At 42.2% G+C, this 21106-nt stretch carries 21 protein-coding genes and 1 pseudogene; 9 read left to right on the top strand and 13 right to left on the bottom strand.

The window, feature by feature from the left end; translation table 11 throughout:
• Positions 1-23: 23 nt before the first annotated feature.
• Entirely contained in the window at positions 24-608 is a 585-nt protein-coding gene (locus tag JZO70_RS19570) for an ECF transporter S component (protein ID WP_242704041.1), read from the top strand.
• Positions 609-750: 142 nt separating this feature from the next.
• On the opposite strand, the gene JZO70_RS19565 is transcribed toward JZO70_RS19570, so the two are convergent.
• The 7 genes from JZO70_RS19565 to JZO70_RS19535 form a co-directional block, all read right to left on the bottom strand.
• Positions 751-1632: a DUF2922 domain-containing protein gene (locus JZO70_RS19565; RefSeq protein WP_207675378.1), complete on the bottom strand. Its 882-nt coding sequence runs from the start codon at positions 1630-1632 to the stop codon at positions 751-753.
• Between the two features lie 84 nt (positions 1633-1716).
• Entirely contained in the window at positions 1717-2094 is a 378-nt protein-coding gene (locus tag JZO70_RS19560) for a hypothetical protein (protein ID WP_207675377.1), read from the bottom strand.
• A gap of 416 nt (positions 2095-2510) precedes the next feature.
• Positions 2511-3230 (bottom strand): hypothetical protein, encoded by a 720-nt coding sequence (locus tag JZO70_RS19555; RefSeq protein ID WP_207675376.1) that lies wholly within the window; start codon positions 3228-3230, stop codon positions 2511-2513.
• Positions 3231-3248: 18 nt separating this feature from the next.
• Complete coding sequence (locus JZO70_RS19550) at positions 3249-3959, bottom strand: DUF5058 family protein (protein ID WP_207675375.1); 711 nt, start codon at positions 3957-3959, stop codon at positions 3249-3251.
• 18 nt (positions 3960-3977) lie between these two features.
• Positions 3978-5165: a M20 metallopeptidase family protein gene (locus tag JZO70_RS19545; RefSeq protein WP_207675374.1), complete on the bottom strand. Its 1188-nt coding sequence runs from the start codon at positions 5163-5165 to the stop codon at positions 3978-3980.
• Positions 5166-5497: 332 nt separating this feature from the next.
• A complete protein-coding gene (gene murB, locus JZO70_RS19540) occupies positions 5498-6403 on the bottom strand; it encodes a UDP-N-acetylmuramate dehydrogenase (RefSeq protein WP_207675373.1) in 906 nt (301 codons plus the stop codon).
• Between the two features lie 65 nt (positions 6404-6468).
• Positions 6469-7383 (bottom strand): Gfo/Idh/MocA family protein, encoded by a 915-nt coding sequence (locus tag JZO70_RS19535; RefSeq protein ID WP_207675372.1) that lies wholly within the window; start codon positions 7381-7383, stop codon positions 6469-6471.
• A 125-nt stretch (positions 7384-7508) separates the two neighbouring features.
• Between JZO70_RS19535 and JZO70_RS19530 the strand changes: the two are divergent.
• Together JZO70_RS19530 and JZO70_RS19525 are read left to right on the top strand one after the other, a co-directional pair.
• Positions 7509-8265, top strand: a pseudogene (locus JZO70_RS19530) (exodeoxyribonuclease III).
• A gap of 75 nt (positions 8266-8340) precedes the next feature.
• Positions 8341-8874: a 3'-5' exonuclease gene (locus JZO70_RS19525; RefSeq protein WP_207675371.1), complete on the top strand. Its 534-nt coding sequence runs from the start codon at positions 8341-8343 to the stop codon at positions 8872-8874.
• Positions 8875-8901: 27 nt separating this feature from the next.
• Here the strand turns inward: JZO70_RS19525 and JZO70_RS19520 are convergent, their stop codons facing one another.
• The 4 genes from JZO70_RS19520 to JZO70_RS19505 all read right to left on the bottom strand — a co-directional run bounded on the left by JZO70_RS19520 (position 8902) and on the right by JZO70_RS19505 (position 11821).
• Positions 8902-9426 (bottom strand): GNAT family N-acetyltransferase, encoded by a 525-nt coding sequence (locus JZO70_RS19520; RefSeq protein WP_207675370.1) that lies wholly within the window; start codon positions 9424-9426, stop codon positions 8902-8904.
• Positions 9419-9892, bottom strand: coding sequence for a tRNA (adenosine(37)-N6)-threonylcarbamoyltransferase complex ATPase subunit type 1 TsaE (gene tsaE, locus JZO70_RS19515; RefSeq protein WP_207675369.1), 474 nt, complete (start codon positions 9890-9892; stop codon positions 9419-9421). Before tsaE ends, JZO70_RS19520 begins: the two co-directional genes overlap by 8 nt.
• A 112-nt stretch (positions 9893-10004) precedes the next feature.
• Positions 10005-10985, bottom strand: coding sequence for a phosphate acetyltransferase (gene pta / locus JZO70_RS19510; protein ID WP_207675368.1), 981 nt, complete (start codon positions 10983-10985; stop codon positions 10005-10007).
• Between the two features lie 155 nt (positions 10986-11140).
• On the bottom strand, positions 11141-11821 hold the full coding sequence (locus tag JZO70_RS19505) for a uracil-DNA glycosylase (protein ID WP_207675367.1): 681 nt from the start codon (positions 11819-11821) through the stop codon (positions 11141-11143).
• Between the two features lie 109 nt (positions 11822-11930).
• Between JZO70_RS19505 and JZO70_RS19500 the strand changes: the two genes are divergently transcribed.
• Complete coding sequence (locus JZO70_RS19500; RefSeq protein ID WP_207675366.1) at positions 11931-12791, top strand: Cof-type HAD-IIB family hydrolase; 861 nt, start codon at positions 11931-11933, stop codon at positions 12789-12791.
• A gap of 25 nt (positions 12792-12816) precedes the next feature.
• Positions 12817-13344 carry an LURP-one-related/scramblase family protein gene (locus JZO70_RS19495; RefSeq protein WP_207675365.1) on the top strand — a complete coding sequence of 176 codons (528 nt, stop codon included), beginning with the start codon at positions 12817-12819 and terminating at the stop codon, positions 13342-13344.
• Here the strand turns inward: JZO70_RS19495 and JZO70_RS19490 are convergent.
• Complete coding sequence (locus tag JZO70_RS19490; RefSeq protein WP_207675364.1) at positions 13334-13927, bottom strand: GNAT family N-acetyltransferase; 594 nt, start codon at positions 13925-13927, stop codon at positions 13334-13336. The two genes, JZO70_RS19495 and JZO70_RS19490, sit on opposite strands and share 11 nt — an antisense overlap.
• A gap of 127 nt (positions 13928-14054) precedes the next feature.
• Here JZO70_RS19490 and JZO70_RS19485 point away from each other — a divergent pair, with 127 nt between their 5' ends.
• On the top strand, positions 14055-15128 hold the full coding sequence (locus JZO70_RS19485; protein WP_207675363.1) for an exonuclease/endonuclease/phosphatase family protein: 1074 nt from the start codon (positions 14055-14057) through the stop codon (positions 15126-15128).
• A 47-nt stretch (positions 15129-15175) separates the two neighbouring features.
• On the opposite strand, the gene JZO70_RS19480 is transcribed toward JZO70_RS19485, so the two are convergent.
• Positions 15176-17596, bottom strand: coding sequence for a hydroxymethylglutaryl-CoA reductase, degradative (locus JZO70_RS19480; protein WP_207675362.1), 2421 nt, complete (start codon positions 17594-17596; stop codon positions 15176-15178).
• A 249-nt stretch (positions 17597-17845) separates the two neighbouring features.
• Here JZO70_RS19480 and JZO70_RS19475 point away from each other — a divergent pair, with 249 nt between their 5' ends.
• The 3 genes from JZO70_RS19475 (at position 17846) to JZO70_RS19465 (ending at position 20947) form a co-directional block, all read left to right on the top strand.
• Positions 17846-19000, top strand: coding sequence for a hydroxymethylglutaryl-CoA synthase (locus JZO70_RS19475; RefSeq protein ID WP_207675361.1), 1155 nt, complete (start codon positions 17846-17848; stop codon positions 18998-19000).
• A gap of 514 nt (positions 19001-19514) precedes the next feature.
• The gene (nrdI, locus tag JZO70_RS19470) at positions 19515-19964 is read left to right on the top strand and encodes a class Ib ribonucleoside-diphosphate reductase assembly flavoprotein NrdI (protein ID WP_207675360.1); all 450 of its coding nucleotides are present in this window, start codon (positions 19515-19517) and stop codon (positions 19962-19964) included.
• Between the two features lie 74 nt (positions 19965-20038).
• Positions 20039-20947, top strand: a complete 909-nt coding sequence (locus tag JZO70_RS19465; protein WP_207675359.1) for a lactate/malate family dehydrogenase — start codon at positions 20039-20041, stop codon at positions 20945-20947.
• The last annotated feature ends 159 nt before the right edge of the window (positions 20948-21106 follow it).

Raw genomic sequence — 21106 nt, 5'->3', positions numbered from 1 at the left:
TTAGAAGCTTTACCTTAACCGCTATGTTTTTAGCGATTATGATTATCCTGGCGGTCACTCCGCTAGGATTTATTCCAATTGGACCGATTAATGCCACAACGATGCACATTCCGGTAATTATCGCTTCGATTATTTTAGGTCCGAAAATCGGTGCTGGCTTAGGCGGAATTTTTGGTATTATCAGCCTAGCCAGATCAACCGTGGTTATTACACCTATGTCCTTTGTCTTCTCACCTTTTATTGCCAATCCGTTAACCGGGCATGGTGATTGGCGAGCTGTCATTGTGGCGATTATCCCACGGATTTTGATTGGGGTAATTCCTTATTTTGTTTTCGTTGGTGTTCAACGTCTGCTTAAGTCTAAGGCTCGGCCAGTTAGTTTATTTATCGCCGGTTTAGCTGGTTCTATGACCAACACCATTTTAGTCATGAATTTGATTTTCCTATTTTTCAAAGAAAGTTATGCCAATGTTGCGCAAGTAGCCGCCGATGCCGTTTATGGAGTTATTTTAGGAATTATTTTTGGCAGCGGTCTAGTTGAAGCAATCGTGGCCGGAATTGCAACTGCAGCAGTCTGTGCCGTTTTGTTGAAGCTGATGAAGCGGTAAAAATGGTCCCTGCTCTGCATATATCCTGCTTCATTTAGCCCATGTCTAAATAAGCGTCCCTTTGAACACTTTAATTAAGTCCATAGCTGTCGGCTTCACGCAAAGGAATCGATCGTTTTCCATTGCGTGAAGTACCGGACAGCTATTTCTTTTTATTCTTCTCCCGCTTCCAACGGTTAATGGCTTTTTTGCGTTTCCGTTTATCGGCGGAAAATCCAGCTAACGGATTGGTGCCTTTTTTACGTTTCGGGAACCAGCCGGAGCTTCTCTCTTCTGCCGGTTCTTTTTCGATCTCGCCGATCATTTCAAGGGCTTCCGACGACAGCTGGTTGGCTATGTTTGATCCCGCCTGTACCGATGGCGTCTGTCGGTTTACCGAGGTTGCCACGTTTTCAGATGATTTCTGATTGTCGCTAGGCACCTCTTCGACACTGAAGCTATCCAAAATCGCCCCTTCCGGCAATTGAGATAGAATGATTGCCCGATAATCTTCTTCAGTTAAATTAGAAACATCCACGCCATCCGGGATGATGATTTCCAGTTGCTGCATTTCCCCTTGTGCTGCTGCAGCTTCGTTGGTTTGAATCAATTTCTCCACCGATTGGATTGGCACGGGTTGTGCTTCAACAGGTGTAACTTCTTGTAATTGAGTAGCTTTTGCTTGTGTTGTGCTAGCTGGAGCTTCCTGAATTTGGACAGACTCCGGCTGGATTTCGATTGTTGGAGCTACTTGTTCTTGAACTTCGATGGCTTGAACCGGTTCAGGCTGCACTTCTACTACTGCCACAGCAGGTTCATCTTCATTTCGTAAATCAAAAATTGGTGTTTCAATGGTTTCCACAAATTTGGCGCTGAGTAATTTCTTGAACAGGCCTACCTCGCCTTTTTCAAATAAATTCAACTCCACTAATTTTTGCAGGCTGGCGCGAATTTCTTCGGCTGGCTTATTTCTATCTGGATCTTTTAAATTAAAGCTATGGCGGCGGCCAAGGCTGTTTTCAAAGGTTGCGTTTAAGCTTAACATTTATCCAATCATTCCTTTCGTTTTAGGGTATCTATGTCAATTTAGTCAGTTAGTCAATTTGTTTCCGATTTCATCCCAATGTATTCAAGGTACCGCAAAAGCTTCAGGACGAGCTTCTTCGATCAGATCCATCAATTTTTCGATTTTTTCAGCAACGAACATCTTGACTGCGAATAATCGGGAAGTTAAATGCTTCCATTCCTTCGCAGTAAAATAATCTAAGAATAAATAATAATAGCGGCGCAGTGCACGAGTTGTTTTAGTTTTTAAGAAAATATGGCGAACTAATTCGCTTAATACGAAGCTGAAATCATCGACGCATAATTCATCGCGGATCTGCAGGGCGACTAAATACTTGATGGTGGTCTTTTCGTCTCGCGATTCATTGTAAAATTTACCGATTTTATCCTCGAGAGTAGCCCTTCGTAATTCAAACAGTTTTTTGTAAGGTAATTCTTGCAATTTGCATGCCTCCTTTTTTTGAAATCGTTTTATAAGTGTCGACACCCATAGAATAAATAATTACTTTGGTAAATTCAACCGGTATTTTCTAGCTAAAATTTCCAAAACCGCCGGAAGTCGCGTCACAAAAAGCTTCCTCCAGCTTCTTTCAATTTCCCCCTTCAAATTCCTAAAAAATGATTGGTCATTTTCGATTTTTTTGCGTATGTTACCCTTGAAGGGTATTTTATTTGCAGGCCAAAAAAAGCTTATCTTAACCACTACCATGGAAGATAAGCTTCACTTCAAATTCAGTTAACTCAAAGGTCACCGCAACACCGTTTCAGCAGCCTTTTTGCACCTCGCGGAACCTCTTTAGAGCATACAAAAAAGCGGAAAAGAGACTCAGATCTCCTTTCCGCTTTTGGCATTCTCTCTTATTCTTCTGGCAAAATCTCTTCTTTTTCTGGTAAAGCATCTTCTTTTGCTGATTGTATAATATCTTTAGACATGAAGTAGCTGTAAGCTACTGCTAACAAGGCAGTGAATAGCAAGATAAAGCCTTGATTGCTTTGGAAAAAGTCAGCACCAAATACTAACAATACAATACTCGGAATGACAAAAACCGGAATATTGACTTTCAAATTGCTGATAATCGTAGGAACGATTAATGCACCAAACAACGCTGGCAACAAGTTAGCAAAGGCTGGATTAATGATCGGATTGTTATAAATCGGCTCAATAATTGGCGCTAAGAACAACATACCAGCTAAAGCGATAGTCGTTGTTACAATTGTACAAGTCGAAGCAGCGAAAATGGAAACCAAGTCGCCTTTCTCCGTTCCCGCTTCAACCCCTAACAAATCCATGGCGTTTTTCGAAGCTGGAACCTTCATATTGGACAAATCTCCAGTTACACAAGAAGTGTATAATGCTCCGGCACCGATAATCGGCGCGTAAGACAAGTTTTCACTCACACCTGCAACGGTAAAAGTAGCTAATAAAGGTAAGGCATTTTGAAAGACTAGTGCATAATCAATGTGAGCATTATAAACACCAGACAAAATGATCGGTAGAGAAATAAAAGAGATTAAACAGATCAATACTGTCAGTCGACCCACTAAGTGAATACGATTATTAAACATGGCTTTATTCATAGTTGGTTCAGTCCTTTCTTAAAACAATGGATTGATTAAACAAGCGAAGACCATCCCTACCAGCAAACTAATGGTAAAGGCATGCTCCTTCATTTTCGGATGTGTTTTCGCAATATGGTTAACCAATACTGCCACTCCTCCAGCAACTAAAAAGGTTAAAATGGCCACTGGATTTCCGACGTTCGTTAAAGTCGGAGCTGACAGTGTGCCATACAATGCTACGAAAACTGCACTGGTAATCACTGGGATCAACACAGCATTACGTTCCATCAGTTTCCGAACGCCCTTCTCATAGCTTTTCAAGAAGATCAGGTTAAAGATATTACCACCCAAAATTCCCAATGTAAGAATTAACAGAATAGACAGGAAAACTCCTACTGGAAAATCAGTATTGTAAATATTCGCGTAGTCAAAAGACTCCGCGGCCATATTTGCAACCATTGTTTCATAGGTCACCGAGCCTACCACACTTAGGCGCATCCACGGAAAATATTTTCCTAGTGCAGGCACCAAAATTAGGTAACTAGCCAAAATCGGCATAGAGGGAATAATTGAAAACAAAGCAGTACTTTTAACTACTTTCTTTACGTCTCCATTAGTCATTCCAATCTGCAACGCACGTTTACGAGCCATCATACTCATAATAATCGGTTGAGAAATAACAATAACAACAATCAAGGCACAAATAATCAGCATAGGCAGTCCATTTGCTACTTTTAAAAATTCCATAATTTCCCTCCTAGTGTACTATTTATTTTTAGCTAGCCAATCCATCGCTATAATCGTATAGACTGCCGCTCCTTTACTCAAAACGTCTTCATCAAAAACTACTTTTGGATGATGAACGAAATATGGATATTGATCAGAATGACCAGAAGTTAACAGCAACATGCTGGATGGTACCTCTTGTGTCACATAAGAAAAATCTTCTGATCCTCCTAGTTTATGCATTCCTGCATCTTTCGGTGTCGCTATGTCTCCTGGGAAGACCTGTGTCAAACTTTCACGAATTGCCTCAGTTACGTCATGGTCAACTTCAACCGTCGGGCAACCTTCGATCATTTGCACATCTACCGTTGCTCCAAAGGTTTGGGCTACGCCTTCTGCGATCTCAGGAATACGTTTAAAGATAAATTTGCGAACTTCTTGGTCAAAAGTACGGATCGAACCACGCATGTAGGCTGTATCAGGGATAGCATTATCCACTACGCCGCCCTTCATGATGGTAGTTGAAATTACCGCGCTGTCGTACATAGAAATTTCGCGGGCTTCTAAAGCGTGTAAGGCTAAATGAATATGACTCATAACTGTCAATGGATTTACAGTCAATTCTGGTGTGGCAGCATGACCGCCTTTGCCTTGAATATTAATTTCGAACCAGTCAGATGTAGAAGCAAACGGTCCGCCTTCAGGTACTAAGACCATACCGCTCTTAACTGGCAATCCAGGAAAGACATGAATCATCGCCGCTGCATCAACTTTAGGGTTTTCCAAGACGCCGTCTGTAACCATCGCTTTTGCTCCTTGAAGCAATTCTTCACCTGGTTGGAACATCAATTTAACTGTACCTTTAAGTTCAGCTTCATGTTCCTTAAGTAATTTAGCCGCGCCATACAACATCGTTGTGTGAAAATCATGACCGCAGGCGTGCATGTTCTCATTTTCAGATGAGAAAGGTTCACCTGATTCTTCTTTAATAGGTAGCGCATCCATGTCTCCACGGATTAAAAAGCAAGGTTCTCCCTGACCTATTGTAACGACTAGGCCGGATTTCCCCATTATTTGAGGTTTTAACCCCAGTTCTTCTAGCTTTTGTTTGGTATGAGCCATTGTTTTTGGCAGCTCCATACCGATCTCTGGTTGACGATGCAACGTTCGACGCATCTCCACCAATTCTGCTTGTAGCTCTTTTGCTTCACTTACTATTCTTTCCATTTTGTAACCTCCTTAATCATTTTATAATGTATCACAGCGAAATAACATATGTCAAGTTACCTTACATACAAAAATAGGTTCATTCGCTAATTTTGCTTCGAATCTGTTCAAAATATTTAACAGTTGTAAAAACAATGATAAAAAGCTTTTAAGTCCAAATGGTAACGCTTCGAAAAAACACACTCCAGCTTTCGAGTTACATTTTATAACTCATAACTCTTCTGTTTATACGTTATTTTTTTGAAAAGAGCAGAAAAAAACAAGCAGCGAGAAAATTCTGCACGCTGCTTGTTCACTATTCTTGTTATATTTTAATTTTCTGTAATACTCAATTATTCAGGATTCTCCCCAATAATTCGTACTTCTGTTTCTAACGCTACATCAAATTTTTCTTTGATTACTTGTTGAATATGGGCAATCAGCTCGATATAGTCAGTAGCCGTGGCATTGTCAATATTCACAATAAAACCGGCGTGCTTCATCGAAATTTGTGCGCCGCCCCATTTTAGGCCTTGCAACCCAGCATCTTGAATCAATTTGCCGGTAAAATGACCTGGCGGGCGTTTGAAAACACTGCCGCAGGAAGGGTATTCCAATGGCTGTTTTAATTGACGCAGCTCGGTTAGTTCCGTCATCCGCTTTTGAATCATACCATGTTCGCCTGCAGCTAATTTAAAACGTGCACTTAATACGATCGCCGACTGATCTTGGATCGCAGAATGACGATAGCTGAAGTTCATTTGTTCCGGGCCCCAAGTTTCGAAGCGGCCATCTGCTAGTAAGACATCCGCTGACTCAAAGACATCCTGCAGCTGCCCTTCATAGGCACCGGCGTTCATGAATACTGCCCCGCCGATACTTCCAGGAATGCCGCAAGCAAATTCAAAGCCTGCTAGAGAATGATCCAAAGCCGCATAGGTTGTGTCGATTAATTTGGCCCCGGCTTCGGCAGTAATCGTTTCGCCTTCTACGGTGATCGCCGTCATATCCGAAAGCATAATCACTACGCCGCGAATGCCGCCATCCTTCACAATTAAGTTGCTGGCATTGCCTAAAACAATCCAAGGTATTTCATTTTCGCGACAGTAATCAATCAGCTGCTTGACTTCCTTTTTATTCTTAGGAAAAGCCAGCACATCCGCCGGACCACCGGTTTTTGTGTAGGTGTACTCCATTAAGGGTTTATCCAGCAAGACCGTAATCTCAGGTAACGCATCAATTATTTTCCTTCTATCCACTTCGGTTGTTCCTTTCTTGTGACATCCTTGCTATTTTAGCATGTGAACATCAATCTTGCCACCCCTTATAGCTGGTGGCGAATTTGCTGATTAATCATCTCTTGGCACAGACGATGGCTTAACAGAATATGGTCCTGCTTCATCACGGCAGGCTCTGCTCCCTGAAGCGCGGCTAAAAAGGCCAGCACCAGTTGTTCAAAGCCGCGTTTTTCTAAGGTAGTCGTCCAGTCTCCGAAGTGTTTGAGGGTTGTTGTAGTACCCTCTTTTATCGTTAAGTCGGTTAATTGATCCAATATCAGCGTTTTACTTGCATTGGTGACTTGATAACGTTCTGCTTTGGCACCGCTCTTTAAGTCCATAGTTAAATAAGCTTCCGTCGAAGAATTTCTCAGCATGATCCGGGCGTAGGTCATCTTGCCCTCCTCTTGTCGAATGTTGGATTCTACGTGATCCACCTCGCCGTTTAACAAATAAACACCGGTATCCACTAAATGAATAAATAAATCGTAGATCCCATAGGCCAGGTCCAACGGATGATCCACTTCATTTTTTTCCAGGTGAATCGTGCGTTTTTCTGGTAGATTGTACAATTCATCCACCATCGGAGCGAAGCGGCGATTGAAGCCTACCATGAAAATCAGGCCTTTTTCTTGGGCTAATTTGGTCAATTGTTTCACTTCATCATAGTTTTCACTTACCGGTTTATCAATAAAAACGGCTACATTCCGTTCTAAACATTGCTTAGCTAATGCATAGTGAGCGCTGGTAGCCGCGTGAATAAAGCACGCATCGATCTTTTTTGCTAATAATTCATCAATTGTCGCTGTAGTTTCTTGAAAGCGATATTTTTGTGAAACTTTTTTTCGCACCTCTTCTTGCCTTGTGGAAAAGATAAAGGTTGCTTGATCGCTTAGCTTGGCATAAGTTGGCAGATAGGCTTTTTGGGCAATTCCGCCTAATCCAATGACACCGATTTTCATAAAGTAGCCTCCTGAGCTTTTTTTCGTACATTTCTATTTTACCATTGACTGCGGGATTCACACTATCACTAATGTTTGTTTGTCGGAGACTTTTTAGTTAGAATGAAGAAAAGGGAGGAATTATCTTGAAACTAATCTCATGGAATGTTAACGGACTGCGTGCCGTAATGAAGAAGAATTTTATGGATGTATTCAATGAATTGGATGCTGATTTTTTTCTGTCTGCAGGAAACTAAGCTGCAGGAAGGGCAAATTGAAATGGACTTACCCGGCTATCATCAATATTGGAACTATGCCGAGAAAAAAGGCTATTCTGGAACCGCCATTTTCACTAAGCACGAACCGCTGGCGGTTACCTACGGAATGAACCACGAAGCCCATGACAACGAAGGCCGCCTGATTACGTTAGAGTATGAAGACTACTATGTAATTACCTGTTACACACCCAATTCTCAAAATGAATTGAAGCGTCTAGACTATCGGATGGAATGGGAAGATACCTTTTTAGCTTACTTAAATAGCTTAAAGGCCAACAAATCGGTCATTTTCTGCGGCGATTTAAATGTGGCTCATCAAAATATCGATTTGAAGAATTGGAAAACCAATCAAAAGAATGCCGGCTTCACGCCTCAAGAACGAGAAAAATTTACGGTTCTTTTGGACAACGGCTATATCGATACCTTCCGCTATTTCTATCCAGAAGTAACGGGGATGTATTCTTGGTGGAGTTATCGCTTTAATGCCCGCAAGAACAATTCGGGTTGGCGGATTGACTATTTTGTAGTTTCCGATGATTTAAAAGAGAAGTTAGAGGATGCGAAAATTTGGACCGGAATTACCGGCAGTGACCATTGTCCGGTAGAGCTAGATATCAGCCTTTAAGATTTTTTTGAAAAAGGCTTGGCCTGCTACTCAATTGTGACCATTTATGGTACAACAGAGTAGGAGGTTTTTTTGATGAATTTTATTGCAATGGATTTTGAAACAGCCAATTACGAGACTCATAGTGCCTGTTCGTTGGCTTTAGTTATGGTGAAAAACAGTCAAATCGTCGGTGAATATTATTCCTTAATCAAACCTGAAACGGACTTTTTTTGGAAGAACATTCAGATTCACGGAATTCACCCCGAAGATGTCGCCGATGCACCAAAATTCCCGCGGGTATGGGAAGAAATCCAAAAGTATTATCAAAGGGACCGCCTAATCGTTGCCCATAACGCTGGCTTTGATACGAAGGTATTAGCCGGCTGCTTAGATTATTATCAACTACCTCAGCCGAATTATTTATCCTTATGTACGGTTCAGACCAGCCGCAAGCTGTTTCCTGAGATGCATAACCATCGCTTAAATACTGTCTGCAGCGAGCTGGATATTCCTTTGGAAAATCACCACGATGCGTTAGAAGACAGCCGAGCCTGTGCGAAAATTCTGCTCTATCAAGAAGACCATTTCGGCATTGATCCGTTAAAAAAACTAGTGAAACCATTATAAGGGAAGCAGACAGTCTGCTCCCCTTTTTTAGTCGATCATTAAACTCATTAAATGGACATCCAAAAATGCACCCTGATTATCTCGTGCGCCGCGAACCATCGTCGCCTCTAATTCAAAGCCGAATTTTTGATACAAGTGGATCGCCCGTTCATTTTGTGCCTGCACCGTCAGCTCCAGTCGGCGAATCACTTGGCTTTCCTGCGCCCAGTAAAGTATTTCCTCCATCAGCAGACTGCCTAAGCCGATGCCCCAAAATTCCTTTAGGATACTGATCCCAATTTCTCCAATGTGAGCCACCCGATATTCTGGAGAGGCCTTCACCGAAGCATTGCCCACTAATCGATCATTCACAAAGACCACCAGCAATACATTATTCGGACTTTCATATAGATTCTCCAAGTGCACAGCCAGCATTTCTGGCGTTAAGGCCATACCCGCCTCGTCCATCACTAAATATTCAGTCTCTAAAGCTACCTGTTGACTTAGTTTCAACAAAGCCTCTGCATCCTCAGGTATTGCTTCGCGAATTACTACATCGACTTCTTCACTCATCTGCTGTTCCCCACATTTCCAAGATACGTTGTTTCATAGCAGTTCCTTGAGCGCCATGCGCTACGAGCTCTGCTAGGCGTTGGTCAGGATTTTGCGGAACTTTATGTAAAATAAGTTCTAAATAATCTTCTGGTACATAGTCTCCCAACTGTTGTCCCCACTCGATCACCGATAAACCATCGCCTTCAAAGTATTCATCCAAGCCTAAATCGTCTGCGCCGCTTTCGATCCGGTAGACATCCATATGATATAAAGGAATTCGTCCTTGCTGGTATTCGCGAATAATCGTATACGTCGGACTCTTAATCATTTGATCAATCCCTAAGCCCTTGGCAATCCCTTTAGTTAAAGTAGTTTTCCCAGCACCTAGATCCCCTGTCAGTACTAAGTTGTCGCTAGGTTCAGCCACTTCACCAATGATTACCCCCAAGCGTTCCGTTTGTTGCAACTCCGTTAACGTAATCAATTTGCTTAGCTCCTTTTTCAATAATCTCTAACAGACAGTATACCCATTTAGCTCCCGTTTGGAAAGCAAAGAAAAAACGGCTGCCAGGCAATGACAGCCGTATCAATAGTTCTTATTTCATCAACGTTTGAGCTGCAGTGATGATAGACAATTTGTACACGTCTTCTTCATTTGCGCCACGAGAAAGGTCAGAAACAGGTTTGTTTAAGCCTTGCAAGATTGGTCCAATCGCTTCAAAGTTACCTAAGCGTTGTGCAATTTTGTAGCCAATGTTCCCTGCTTGTAATTCTGGGAATACAAAGACTGTTGCTTGACCAGCTACCCGTGAATCTGGTGCTTTTAATTGAGCAACACTAGATACGTAAGCTGCATCAAATTGTAATTCACCATCAATTACATAATCAGGTGCTAATTCTTGAGCAATCTTAGTTGCTTCAACCACTTTATCAACTTCAGGTGCTTTAGCAGATCCTTTAGTCGAGAAGCTCATCATGGCAACTTTAGGTTCGATGTCGAATAATTCCGCTGTTCTTGCAGATTCTACCGCAATTTCAGCTAATTCTTGTGCGTTTGGATTTACGTTGATGGCACAGTCAGAGAACAAGTATTTTTCTTGATCACGACCACGCAGCATAATCATTGCGCCACTTGTACGGCTAACGCCAGGACGAGTTTTGATGATTTGCAACGCTGGACGAACAGTATCGCCAGTTGAATGAATTGCACCAGAAACCATTCCTTCAGTTATGCCCATGTAAGTTAACATAGTACCAAAGTAGTTTTCATCTTTAAGGATTTTTTCAGCATCTTCTTTTGATACTTTTCCTTTACGACGTTCGACGAAGGCTTCTACCATTTCATCCCAACGATCAAATTGCGCTGGATCAATAACCTCAAAGTTATCTGCTTGTAATCCGCGAGCTTTCGCAGCTTTTGCGATTTCATCACGATTACCAACCAATACAGGTTCCAACAACTCTTCTGCTTTCAAACGAGCTGCGGCTCCCAAAATACGTGCATCTGTAGCCTCAGGAAAAACAATCTTAATCTGACGACGAACAATCTTAAATTTTAAGCTATCAAATAGTTCCACTTATAAAACCCTCCAGTTATTATTTACTTCCACATGATACACTATTTCGCAGGAAAAAAACAGAAAAATTTTGCTGTATTATAAAAAAATCTTCGATAACAGTACAAAAAAGCTCCATTTCCTCTATTATACCTATAACAGCAAGCGTTGTCACATTACACTGTTTCAGGGAGCTGCCAGTTAATCGGTGTTTCCCCCCAGTTGGTTAACAGTTCATTGGTTTGCGAGAATGGTTTCGAACCAAAAAATCCACGACTAGCTGATAATGGTGATGGATGCACCGATTTGATAATCGCATGACGGCTAGTGTCAATCATGGTACTTTTTGCCTGGGCTGGTTTGCCCCATAAAATAAAGACGATCGGTTCTTCACGTTGATTCAATTTTTCAATCACCGCATCTGTCAGCTGTTCCCAGCCTTTGCCGCGATGAGAATAGGCCTGCCCTTCTCTAACAGTCAAAACTGTGTTTAGCAACAATACGCCCTGTTTAGCCCAGCTGACAAGATTCCCGTGAGCCACTGGCGGAATGCCCAAATCACTTTGCATTTCTTTATAGATATTACGCAATGACGGCGGGATCGCCACCCCCGGCTGAACGGAAAAAGACAACCCATGGGCCTGATTGACACCGTGATAAGGATCTTGTCCTAAGATTACCACTTTCACCTTTTCATAGGGTGTTAGTTCCAATGCTTCGAAAATATGATACATGTCGGGATGAATCTTCTGGGTGGTGTATTCCTGTTTTAGAAATTCTCGTAATTCCAAGTAATAGGGTTTTTGGAATTCATCTTGCAATACTTCCTGCCACGAATTATCAATTATTTTTTTCATTCTGCTTTTCCTCCTGCTAAAATCTGTTTAAGATACAAATTCTCATGGTTATCTTCTCTTAGAATATGGTACACTAACTACGTATGATAAGAAAGCCAGGTGAATAATTTTGATCAAATTGATTGCTTCTGATATGGATGGTACTTTACTGAATAACCACATGCAAGTACCTGAAGAAAACATCAAAGCCATCGCCAAAGCCCAAGAATCTGGAGTAGAATTTATTACTGCCACTGGACGTGGGATTGGTCACGCACTCGTTTTGCTAGATGAAGCGAACATCCAAGTTCCAATGATTTTATTAAACGGCGCTTTAGTTATAGATGCCAATCGCGACATACTATTTTCTGTTCCGATTCCGCGCGACAAAGCATTCCAAGTAATGGACTTGCTTGAAGAAGCGGGCATTTATTTTGAAATATTTACAGCCAAGCACGTTTATTCAGAAAATAAAGTCTATCGCATTGATTTCTTTTCTAGTCATTTAGCAGAAATGGCGCCTGAATTGTCTCCTAAGATGGCAATTGCAGCGACTGCCGAGCGCTTGACTATTCTGCCAATTACCTACGTCGATAATATGCGGCAAACGGTCAGCGATAACGACGAAGAAATACTAAAAGTTATTGCTTTTGATAAAGACGGTCCTGCCAAGCTCCAAGCTGTCACCGAAAAGCTGAATGACTTAGGCGAACTAGCCATTGCTGCTTCTGAAGCCAGCAACATTGAAATCAATCACGAAAACGCCCAAAAAGGCATCGCTTTAGCGCAATATGCGGAATCTAAAGGGATTACTGCCGATGAGATTATGGCAATTGGTGATAATTTTAACGACGTCAGCATGCTGAAATATGCGGGAACTAGTTTTGCCATGGGCAATGCGGAGCCTGAGGTAAAAACCTATGCCAAATTTGTAACTGACACAAACGTAGAAAACGGAGTTGCCAAAGCAATCGAACAAGTCCTGGAATAAACAACTACCAAAAGTGGTGAAAAAAATGACGGAATACCTAATTCAAGAAAAACATCTAAGCTCGGCGACACGGACCATCGTCAAAGATACAGATGGCAAAGCAGTCTACTTGATGGTTGGTCAATGGGGCAGAAAAGGCAACGTTCTTTCCCTCTATGCAATGAATGGACAAATGGTCGCGTACATTAAACAAGCCAGCGTAGTTTTTGGTCGTAAATTTGAAATCTACCAAAACTTTACTAAAGTTGGCACCTTACATAAAATCTTCAATTGGCCGGGAGATTTCTACTATATTAAACAGCTGAATTGGGCTGTCTACGGAAATATCTACAGCCATCATTATGCGATCAATCACTTTAATCGCCGCATTATGACGATGGACAAAGCCAGCTTTTTAACTGGTGATTATTATGTAGTCGATGTCAACCATCCGAAAAACGCACCGGTTGCCATTTGTGTGGCCGCAATCATGGACTACTGGTTATACAACCGAAGCAAACCAAAAGAAAAAAGAGCAGCCACAAAAACTGCCCTTTGCTCGATTAACAGCTGACCTTTTCCCGGACAGCTGTTTTTATTTTCCGCTGCATATGGTCGTACAAATGCCCACTGATCGTATGTTGTCCGACGACCGCGAAGCCTTCTCTTAAGTATAATTTTTTCGCACCAGGGTTTAACTGATCGACACTCAAGCCGACAACCTCTTCCCCATCCCGTATTGCCAATAAATCCACGGCTTCCAATAGCTGAGAACCGATTCCTTGTCCACGAAATGCTGCATCAACAGCAATCGAATCTAAGTACCATTCATTGGGAAAAGCTTCCGGATCGATAAACATGTCGATATCTGCTGATAAACCTTTCGAAGCTAAATAATTTTTCAATGGCCGATCAATGATCGGTTCATCCTTTGCCGGATAACCAAAGGCCGCCCCTGCGATTTTTCCATCTACCTCTGCCACTAATCCCCGCTGAAAACCAAAGCGATAGGTGGGATCATCGTAGGCAGCCGTAATTGCTTCTTTAGCAGCAGCTTCACCAAATTCTTCTAGAAATGGCAGCTCCATATCCTTTAAAATAACCAGGATCAATTCAGCAACAGCAGGTCCGTCTTGTTTTTCCGCAAATCTTATCATAGTAAAACTCCTTTTTTATAACATATACTACCCTTCCATTGTATCATGACTTGATGGGAGAAAAAAGAATTCCACTCTTTTTCTAATAAAGCATTTTCTGGTATGATAGGGGCAAGGGGGAAATGCAATGGCAAAAAAAATTGGTAAAGTGCTGCTGACACTTCTGTTACTTATCCTATTGGTTTTAGGTGCTTATGTGGCTTATTTATATATAGCGTATGATCGCTTACCAGACAATCAAGACCTAGCAATTGAACAAGAAACCAGCGAGCAATTAAAGGCAGACGTCTCTTATCGAGCAATGACCTATAATATCGGCTATGGTTCTTATCCGCCAAGCTACAGCTTCTTTATGGACGGAGGAACAAAGTCACGGGCCGACAGCAAGAAAAGTGTCGAGAAGAATTTACGAGGCGTGGTAGAAACCACCGAAAAGATCGATCCCGCTTTAGCTTTCTATCAAGAAGTCGACGAAGACGGTGATCGTTCGCAGCATGTGAACGAGGTGAACTGGTTACGAAACAATTTGTTTGGCTACAATAGTCTCTATGGTCAAAATTACGACTCACCTTACTTGTTCTATCCCTTCAATCAACCGATTGGGAAAGCCACTTCAGGTTTAGTCACTATGAGCAAAGCGACCATGACGGATGGCAAGCGCTACTCCTTGCCTATCGAAACAAACTACAATAAGTTTTTAGATTTGGATCGCGCCTTTACTGCGACAAAAATCCCGGTAGACGGCAGTAACGATTTAATCGCAATTAACGTGCATCTTTCAGCTTATACGAAAGATCGTTCTGTCATGGAAGCCCAATTGGATAAACTATTCAATTATATGGAAGACGAATACAAAAAAGGCAATTATGTGATCGTCGGCGGCGACTTTAACCACGATGTTTTAGGCAATAGTCCCGAGGTCTTTGGGACTAGCAAAAAACGGGAAAGCTGGAATCAGCCTTTCCCGAAAGAAGATTTACCAGCCGGCTTTGAGATCCCTGTTGATGGTTTAGCTGAAGCTAAAGTACCTTCTTCTCGCAAACTAAATGAACCTTACGATAAGAAAACAGCCGAAGTGACACTGATTGATGGATTTATTGTATCCGACAATGTAGCGGTTAAAAAAGTGCAAGTGGAAGAAAATGAATTTGAATATTCCGATCACAATCCGGTTTATTTAGACTTTACATTAGAAAAATAAAAAGTTCTGAAGCTGTCTTCTGATGAAGAACGGCTTCAGAACTTTTTTTAGTTTGCTCGTAGTTGTATTAGAATCTTTTCCGCTTCCGCCAAGTTCATTTGCGGCGCCTGTTTCAAAAGCTGAACAACTTGAGGGATTTCGTTTTCCTGTGCACCGGCAGTGATAGCCAATGAACGGCTCTGTAAGGCCATGTGTCCCTTTTGAATCCCATCGGTGACTAATGCTCGCACAGCAGCGAAGTTTTGCGCTAACCCAACCGCAGTGATGATTTCGGCTAGCTCGCCTGCGGAGGCAACACCTAACAACTTAAGGCTAAGCTGCGCTTTCGGCAAGACCTTAGTCGCCCCACCGACTGTCCCAACAGCCATCGGCAGAACCAGTCGTCCTACCAGCTGATCGTCCTCAATCGACCAATCTGTTAAGCCTTGATAGCTGCCATTTTTTGCGGCATAGGCATGAACAGCCGCCGATACGGCACGAGTATCATTACCAGTTGCCAAAACGACTGCTTCTATCCCATTCATAATCCCTTTGTTATGAGTTGCCGCACGATACGGATCCAATTTAGCGTACGCTGAGGCTGAGGCAATTTTCTCAGCCGTTTCTTTGCCAATCGCCGCTACAGGCAGCTGGCAAGAAGCTTCCACCAAAGAATGTGTCGCGTAATTGCTTAAAATACTGAAAAGAACATTCACCTCTGGAAGCCCGCTGCGAATTTCTTGTGCGACACCTTCCAGCATCGTATTTAAAATATTCGCCCCCATCGCATCTTTCACGTCAGCGATTAAATCAATCGAGACATAGCCCTGTTCAGAAAACACCCGGGTTTGAATCTCTTTCAGCCCGCCGCCTCTTTGATAGATAGAAGGATAGGATTGCTGAGCTGTGGTGAATAGTTGGGCTTCATGATCTTTCACCCACTGCTGAATGAATCCAGTGTCAGCTACCTCTTGCAGCACGATCTGCCCCACCATTGCCCGTTCCAAGACCTTCGCTTGAATGCCGCCATGAATTGCCATAATTTTCGCTGCATTGCTGGCAGCTGCGATCACAGACGGCTCTTCTGTCGCCATTGGCACGTCTTTTTCCTCGCCATTAATGACAAAGTTGCGGGCAATCCCAAGGGGAGTAGCTACTTCGCTGATTTGGTTTTCAATCAGATTATTGGCGATTTTCTCAGGAAGCACGGTATCGTTAGCTAACTGGGCCGCTTCTTCTGCTGTAAGCTTCTCTTCAGCAGCTAACTGAGCCAAGCGTTCTGCTCTAGTCAGCTGATAGAACTTTTTTTTTTGCGTTTCCGCCGTTTCATTTTTGCGAATCATTAAGGCTAAACCAATTCCGCCACCCACACATAAGCTGGCAATTCCCCGGTTTTTATCCTCTTGAATCAGTTCATGCAATAGACTAGTTACGATTCGGGCACCACTGGCACCAATTGGATGTCCCAACGCAATTCCGCCGCCGCGAATGTTTAATTTTTCATCCGGCAGCTGCAATTCTCGCTGAACAGCAACCGATGCTGCTGCAAAGGCTTCGTTAATCTCAAACAGATCAACAGCGTCTTGGTTCATCCCTTTCTTTTCCAACAATTTCTCAATCGCCGAAATTGGAGCTACACCCATGACACTCGGATCAATCCCAACCTCACTATAGCCTTCAATTGTCGCTAGATAAGGAAGATTGTTCATTTCTGCGTAAGTTTTAGAAGCCAACACCAGTGCTGAAGCTCCGTCATTTAAAGTCGAGGCATTTCCGGCAGTTACGACACCATCTTCTTTAAAGGCTGGTTTCAAGCTGGCAATTTTCTCTAAAGTTGTTTCTCCACGAATCCCTTCATCAGCTGTCAGCGTGCTGCCGTCTGCTAATTGAACCGGTACAATTTCCATTTCGAAATCGCCATTTCCCCGTGCTTTATTCGCTTTTTGTTGAGAAGCATAGGCGAATTCATCCTGTGCTTGCCGTGATACGTTATATTCTTCAGAAACCTTCTCAGCCGTTAAGCCCATGTGACGACCACTAAAAGCATCGGTTAGGCCATCATAGATCATGCTGGAAAAAGGTTCTTGCCATTCGTTTTCCGCAAAATCAAACTTTGTCAGCTTCGGTGCTTGCGACATATTCTCCGTACCACCAGCAACAACTACTTCCGCTTCCCCTAATTGGATTTGCTGCATCGCTAAAATGATAGATTTGATTCCTGAACCGCAAACCTCATTAATTGTAGTTGCTGGTACTTCATAAGGAATCCCCGCTTTTACCGACGATTGCCGCGCCACATTTTGACCATTACCAGCCTGCAATACATTCCCCATAAAAACTTGCCCGACTGCCGCTTCAGAAATCCGCGCTCGTTTTACCGCCTCTTTGATCGTTAAAGCTCCCAGCTCCACAGCAGATGTGGCTGCCAAACTTCCTTTGTACTTGCCGATCGGTGTTCGCACAGCACTCAAAATCACTATTTCTTCCAAGGTGCACCTCCAAAAAATTTGTCGTATCTATATTAATTTTTTAATGCCAAATTGTTTAGCTTCTCTGACTTTACCGTATCCATGTGAGGTTTTCAAGGAATCATTACGTTTCTTAAAAATAGCTGAAAGAATTATTCACGATTATATATCTGTTAGATTCCTATATATTTTAAATTTTCTTAAGCATGGATCTGCCCAAATTCCGGCATTTCTATGATATATTACTTAGGGAAGAAAAGGAGGGGCAACATGAAAATAGGGATTGATAAAATCAGTTTTCACGTACCAAACGATTATCTTGATATGACGGACTTGGCCAATGCCAGAAACACGGATCCAAATAAGTTTCATATTGGGTTAGGGCAAGACAAAATGGCCGTTATTCCTAAAACACAGGACATCGTCACACTTGGAGCTGCGGCTGCAGAAAAAATAGTGAGTGATGAAGATAAGGAATCCATTGATCTGGTAATTGTCGGAACCGAATCAAGCAATGATTTCTCTAAATCGGCTGCCGTCATTATTCACGGTCTATTGGGCATTCAACCGTTCGCCCGTTCTTATGAAGTAAAACATGCATGTTACGCTGGAACTGCTGCCTTGCAGCAAGCCCGTGATTACGTGGCAGCACATCCCACTCGCAAAGCGCTGGTGATTGCTGCTGATATTGCAAAATACGGTTTAAATACAGGTGGAGAGCCTACACAAGGCTGCGGCGCCGTCGCTATGCTGGTTTCAGCAGAACCTAGTATTTTAGCTATCAATGATGATAGTGTCTTTTATTCGGAAGATGTTTATGATTTTTGGCGCCCATCGAACCACGAATATCCATTAGTGGATGGACACTTGTCAAATGAAATCTACATTAATTCATTTACCCGTGTTTGGGAACAAAATCTAAAAGTAAATCAGACAACTTCACAGGATTATGCAGCACTAACCTTCCATTTACCTTACACAAAAATGGGACGTAAAGCATTGCGAGCGATTTTCCCAAGTATGTCTGAAGAAGAGCAAACTCGTCTGGAAACCCGTTATGACGAAGCAGTTGTTTACAGCCGAGAAGTCGGCAACCTTTATACTGGTTCGCTATACCTAGGATTGATCTCACTGCTGGATAACAGCGATGCCCTAAAACCAGGTGATCGGATCGGCATGTTCAGTTACGGTTCAGGTGCAGTCAGCGAATTCTTCTCCTTAGAATTAATGCCCGGTTACAAGGAACAATTAACTGTTGCGGCTAACCAAGCATTATTAACTGCCCGCAAACAACTGACGATCGAAGAATATGAAGAAATGTTCGAAGATAAATTACCGCTGGTTGATGGCGATTATGACTTCAACGATGATACAACTTATGCAATCAATAAACTTAAAGATGGCATCCGTTACTACAACCATTAATCAACAAAGTAGGCCTCCAGGAACAATTTCCTAAAGGCCTGCTTTTTTGGGCGAAAAAACTGGCGAAGAGCACTCCCTTCACCAGTTCTATTTTTAGGCAAAAAAAATAAGTCTAGCAAGTTTAATGGCTGTGCCTTTTATCTTCATTCCTTCTGTTACATCGGAATATTCGCACTCTTTTTGACTTAGCTTGGTTTTCGCTAAATACAACCATTAAATTGAGGTAATGTTTTACGTTCCTCTTACTTGCTAGACTCGGTGCATTTGGTAAGGAGTTAACAAAAATCCCTACTTCCTCTCTGCCATACGGCATTCCATTAGAAATGAACAAGTTTCGTTCATTCCCCGCTGCAATAAAACACAACTGAGGGATTACTTCCCCTTACAACTATATTTATACCATATTTCGCCGTTTAGTGCAATCGTTTACATAAAAATTATTCAAGTTTTTTTGATCCCAGCTAAAGCGACTTTTTAGACACTCGTGCTATACTATTTTTAGGAGGAATCAAGTATGAAACTTTTATATATTTCTATTTCAGGCAATACCCGATCATTCGTAGAACGACTAGCTGCTTTATCTGAGGAACAACACGAACAGGACCCTTCACTGCCAATCTTTGAAGTAAAAGAAATTTCCGAAAACAGCCCTTTTGAATTAGAAGAAGAAGCCTTTGTCACCTTTGTTCCAACCTATCTCGAAGGAGGAAACGGTGTCGACAATGGCGATACCGAAATCTTAACCGAAGTGATGCGAGAATATTTAGAGTATGAAGACAACTACAAAAATTGTTTAGGGGTAATCGGCAGCGGTAATAAAAACTTCAATTACCAGTATTGCTTAACCGCTAAACAATACAGCGAAGCATTTGATTTTCCTTTGTTGGCTGATTTCGAATTGCGGGGAAACGATGCGGATCTTAAACGCATTTACGATGTGCTGAAAGATCTTCCAGCCAATTAACCAAATTGCCACAATCCTCTTGACTTTTTCTCATAATAAAGGCATTCTTTTTATCAGAAGAGGAGTGGATATTATTGAAAAAAGCAGCAATTATTGGCGTCGGTCACGTAGGAAGTACTTTGGCTTACACCTTGATTTCCAGAAACATCATAGATGAGCTGGTCCTTTTTGACAAGAAAGAAGGTCAGCTTCTTTCTGAATACAATGACCTTTTTGATGGTCAAGTTGATCGTTACAATTACGTAAAACTGATCGAGCCTAATTTAGAGGAACTGGCAGACACTGATGTACTCATCTTTTCAGCAGGTGATATTACCATTTTTGAAGGCAATTCCGATCGCTTTGCTGAGTTGTATTTAACAAAAGAGATTGTTGAAGAATGGGCACCAAAAATCAAAGCTTCCGGTTTTAAAGGAATCTTGATTAATATTACTAATCCATGCGATGTTGTCACACAACGACTGCAGGAACTAACAGGTATTCCAAGAGAAAGAATCTTTGGTACCGGAACAACCTTAGACAGTGCTAGAATGAAACACGCAGTGAGCGAGCAATTTAATGTCCATCCTTCTTCAGTTGAAGGTTACGTAATGGGCGAACATGGCGAATCACAATTCGTTGCCTGGTCCAGCGTCCGAATTGGCGGTGTTCCAATTAGCGAGATGCTCTCTCCAGAGGAATTAGAAAAATTAGAGACCACAGCCAGGGCAGGCGGCTGGATCACTATGCGCGGCAAAGGCTATACATCATACGGTATTGCCAATCAAGCAGCTTTAGTAATTGAAGCCGTACTAAACAATAATCACAAGGTTCTGCCTGTATCCAGCTATAGCGAAAAAGATCAATGCTATGTGGGCCACCCAGCTCAAGTAGCCGCTGATGGCATCATCAAAGATTACCACTTTAAAATGTCTGAACTTGAATATGAAAAATGGGAAAAAACCATCGAGACAATCAAGTTTATGCACAGCACCGCACTTTAATAAGTCATCTATAAGAAAGATCAGCAAAATCTATTCATTTAGTTTTGCTGATCTTTTTGTCTAACTCAAAAAATTTCTGATAAAGCCTGTTCCAATTCCGAAACGAAAAAAAGACCATCCAAATCTGGATGATCTAACTCGCGTGGCGACGTCCTACTC

The sequence above is a fragment of the Candidatus Enterococcus moelleringii genome, from assembly GCF_017377575.1.
Classification (GTDB): domain Bacteria; phylum Bacillota; class Bacilli; order Lactobacillales; family Enterococcaceae; genus Enterococcus_A; species Enterococcus_A moelleringii.
The sequence above is the reverse complement of the archived record's forward strand: the minus strand, read 5'-3'. Positions and strand labels throughout refer to the sequence as shown.

Excerpts from the sequence above, each read along its gene's own strand:
- JZO70_RS19495 (WP_207675365.1), top strand. The coding sequence starts at position 12,817 with ATGACGGAATACCTAATTCAAGAAAAACATCTAAGCTCGGCGACACGG.
- JZO70_RS19520 (WP_207675370.1), bottom strand. The coding sequence starts at position 9,426 with ATGAGTGAAGAAGTCGATGTAGTAATTCGCGAAGCAATACCTGAGGAT.
- JZO70_RS19555 (WP_207675376.1), bottom strand. The coding sequence starts at position 3,230 with ATGAATAAAGCCATGTTTAATAATCGTATTCACTTAGTGGGTCGACTG.
- JZO70_RS19535 (WP_207675372.1), bottom strand. The coding sequence starts at position 7,383 with ATGAAAATCGGTGTCATTGGATTAGGCGGAATTGCCCAAAAAGCCTAT.
- JZO70_RS19485 (WP_207675363.1), top strand. The coding sequence starts at position 14,055 with ATGGCAAAAAAAATTGGTAAAGTGCTGCTGACACTTCTGTTACTTATC.
- JZO70_RS19490 (WP_207675364.1), bottom strand. The coding sequence starts at position 13,927 with ATGATAAGATTTGCGGAAAAACAAGACGGACCTGCTGTTGCTGAATTG.
- JZO70_RS19565 (WP_207675378.1), bottom strand. The coding sequence starts at position 1,632 with ATGTTAAGCTTAAACGCAACCTTTGAAAACAGCCTTGGCCGCCGCCAT.
- JZO70_RS19475 (WP_207675361.1), top strand. The coding sequence starts at position 17,846 with ATGAAAATAGGGATTGATAAAATCAGTTTTCACGTACCAAACGATTAT.
- JZO70_RS19505 (WP_207675367.1), bottom strand. The coding sequence starts at position 11,821 with ATGAAAAAAATAATTGATAATTCGTGGCAGGAAGTATTGCAAGATGAA.
- JZO70_RS19570 (WP_242704041.1), top strand. The coding sequence starts at position 24 with ATGTTTTTAGCGATTATGATTATCCTGGCGGTCACTCCGCTAGGATTT.
- JZO70_RS19545 (WP_207675374.1), bottom strand. The coding sequence starts at position 5,165 with ATGGAAAGAATAGTAAGTGAAGCAAAAGAGCTACAAGCAGAATTGGTG.
- JZO70_RS19550 (WP_207675375.1), bottom strand. The coding sequence starts at position 3,959 with ATGGAATTTTTAAAAGTAGCAAATGGACTGCCTATGCTGATTATTTGT.
- nrdI (WP_207675360.1), top strand. The coding sequence starts at position 19,515 with ATGAAACTTTTATATATTTCTATTTCAGGCAATACCCGATCATTCGTA.
- JZO70_RS19525 (WP_207675371.1), top strand. The coding sequence starts at position 8,341 with ATGAATTTTATTGCAATGGATTTTGAAACAGCCAATTACGAGACTCAT.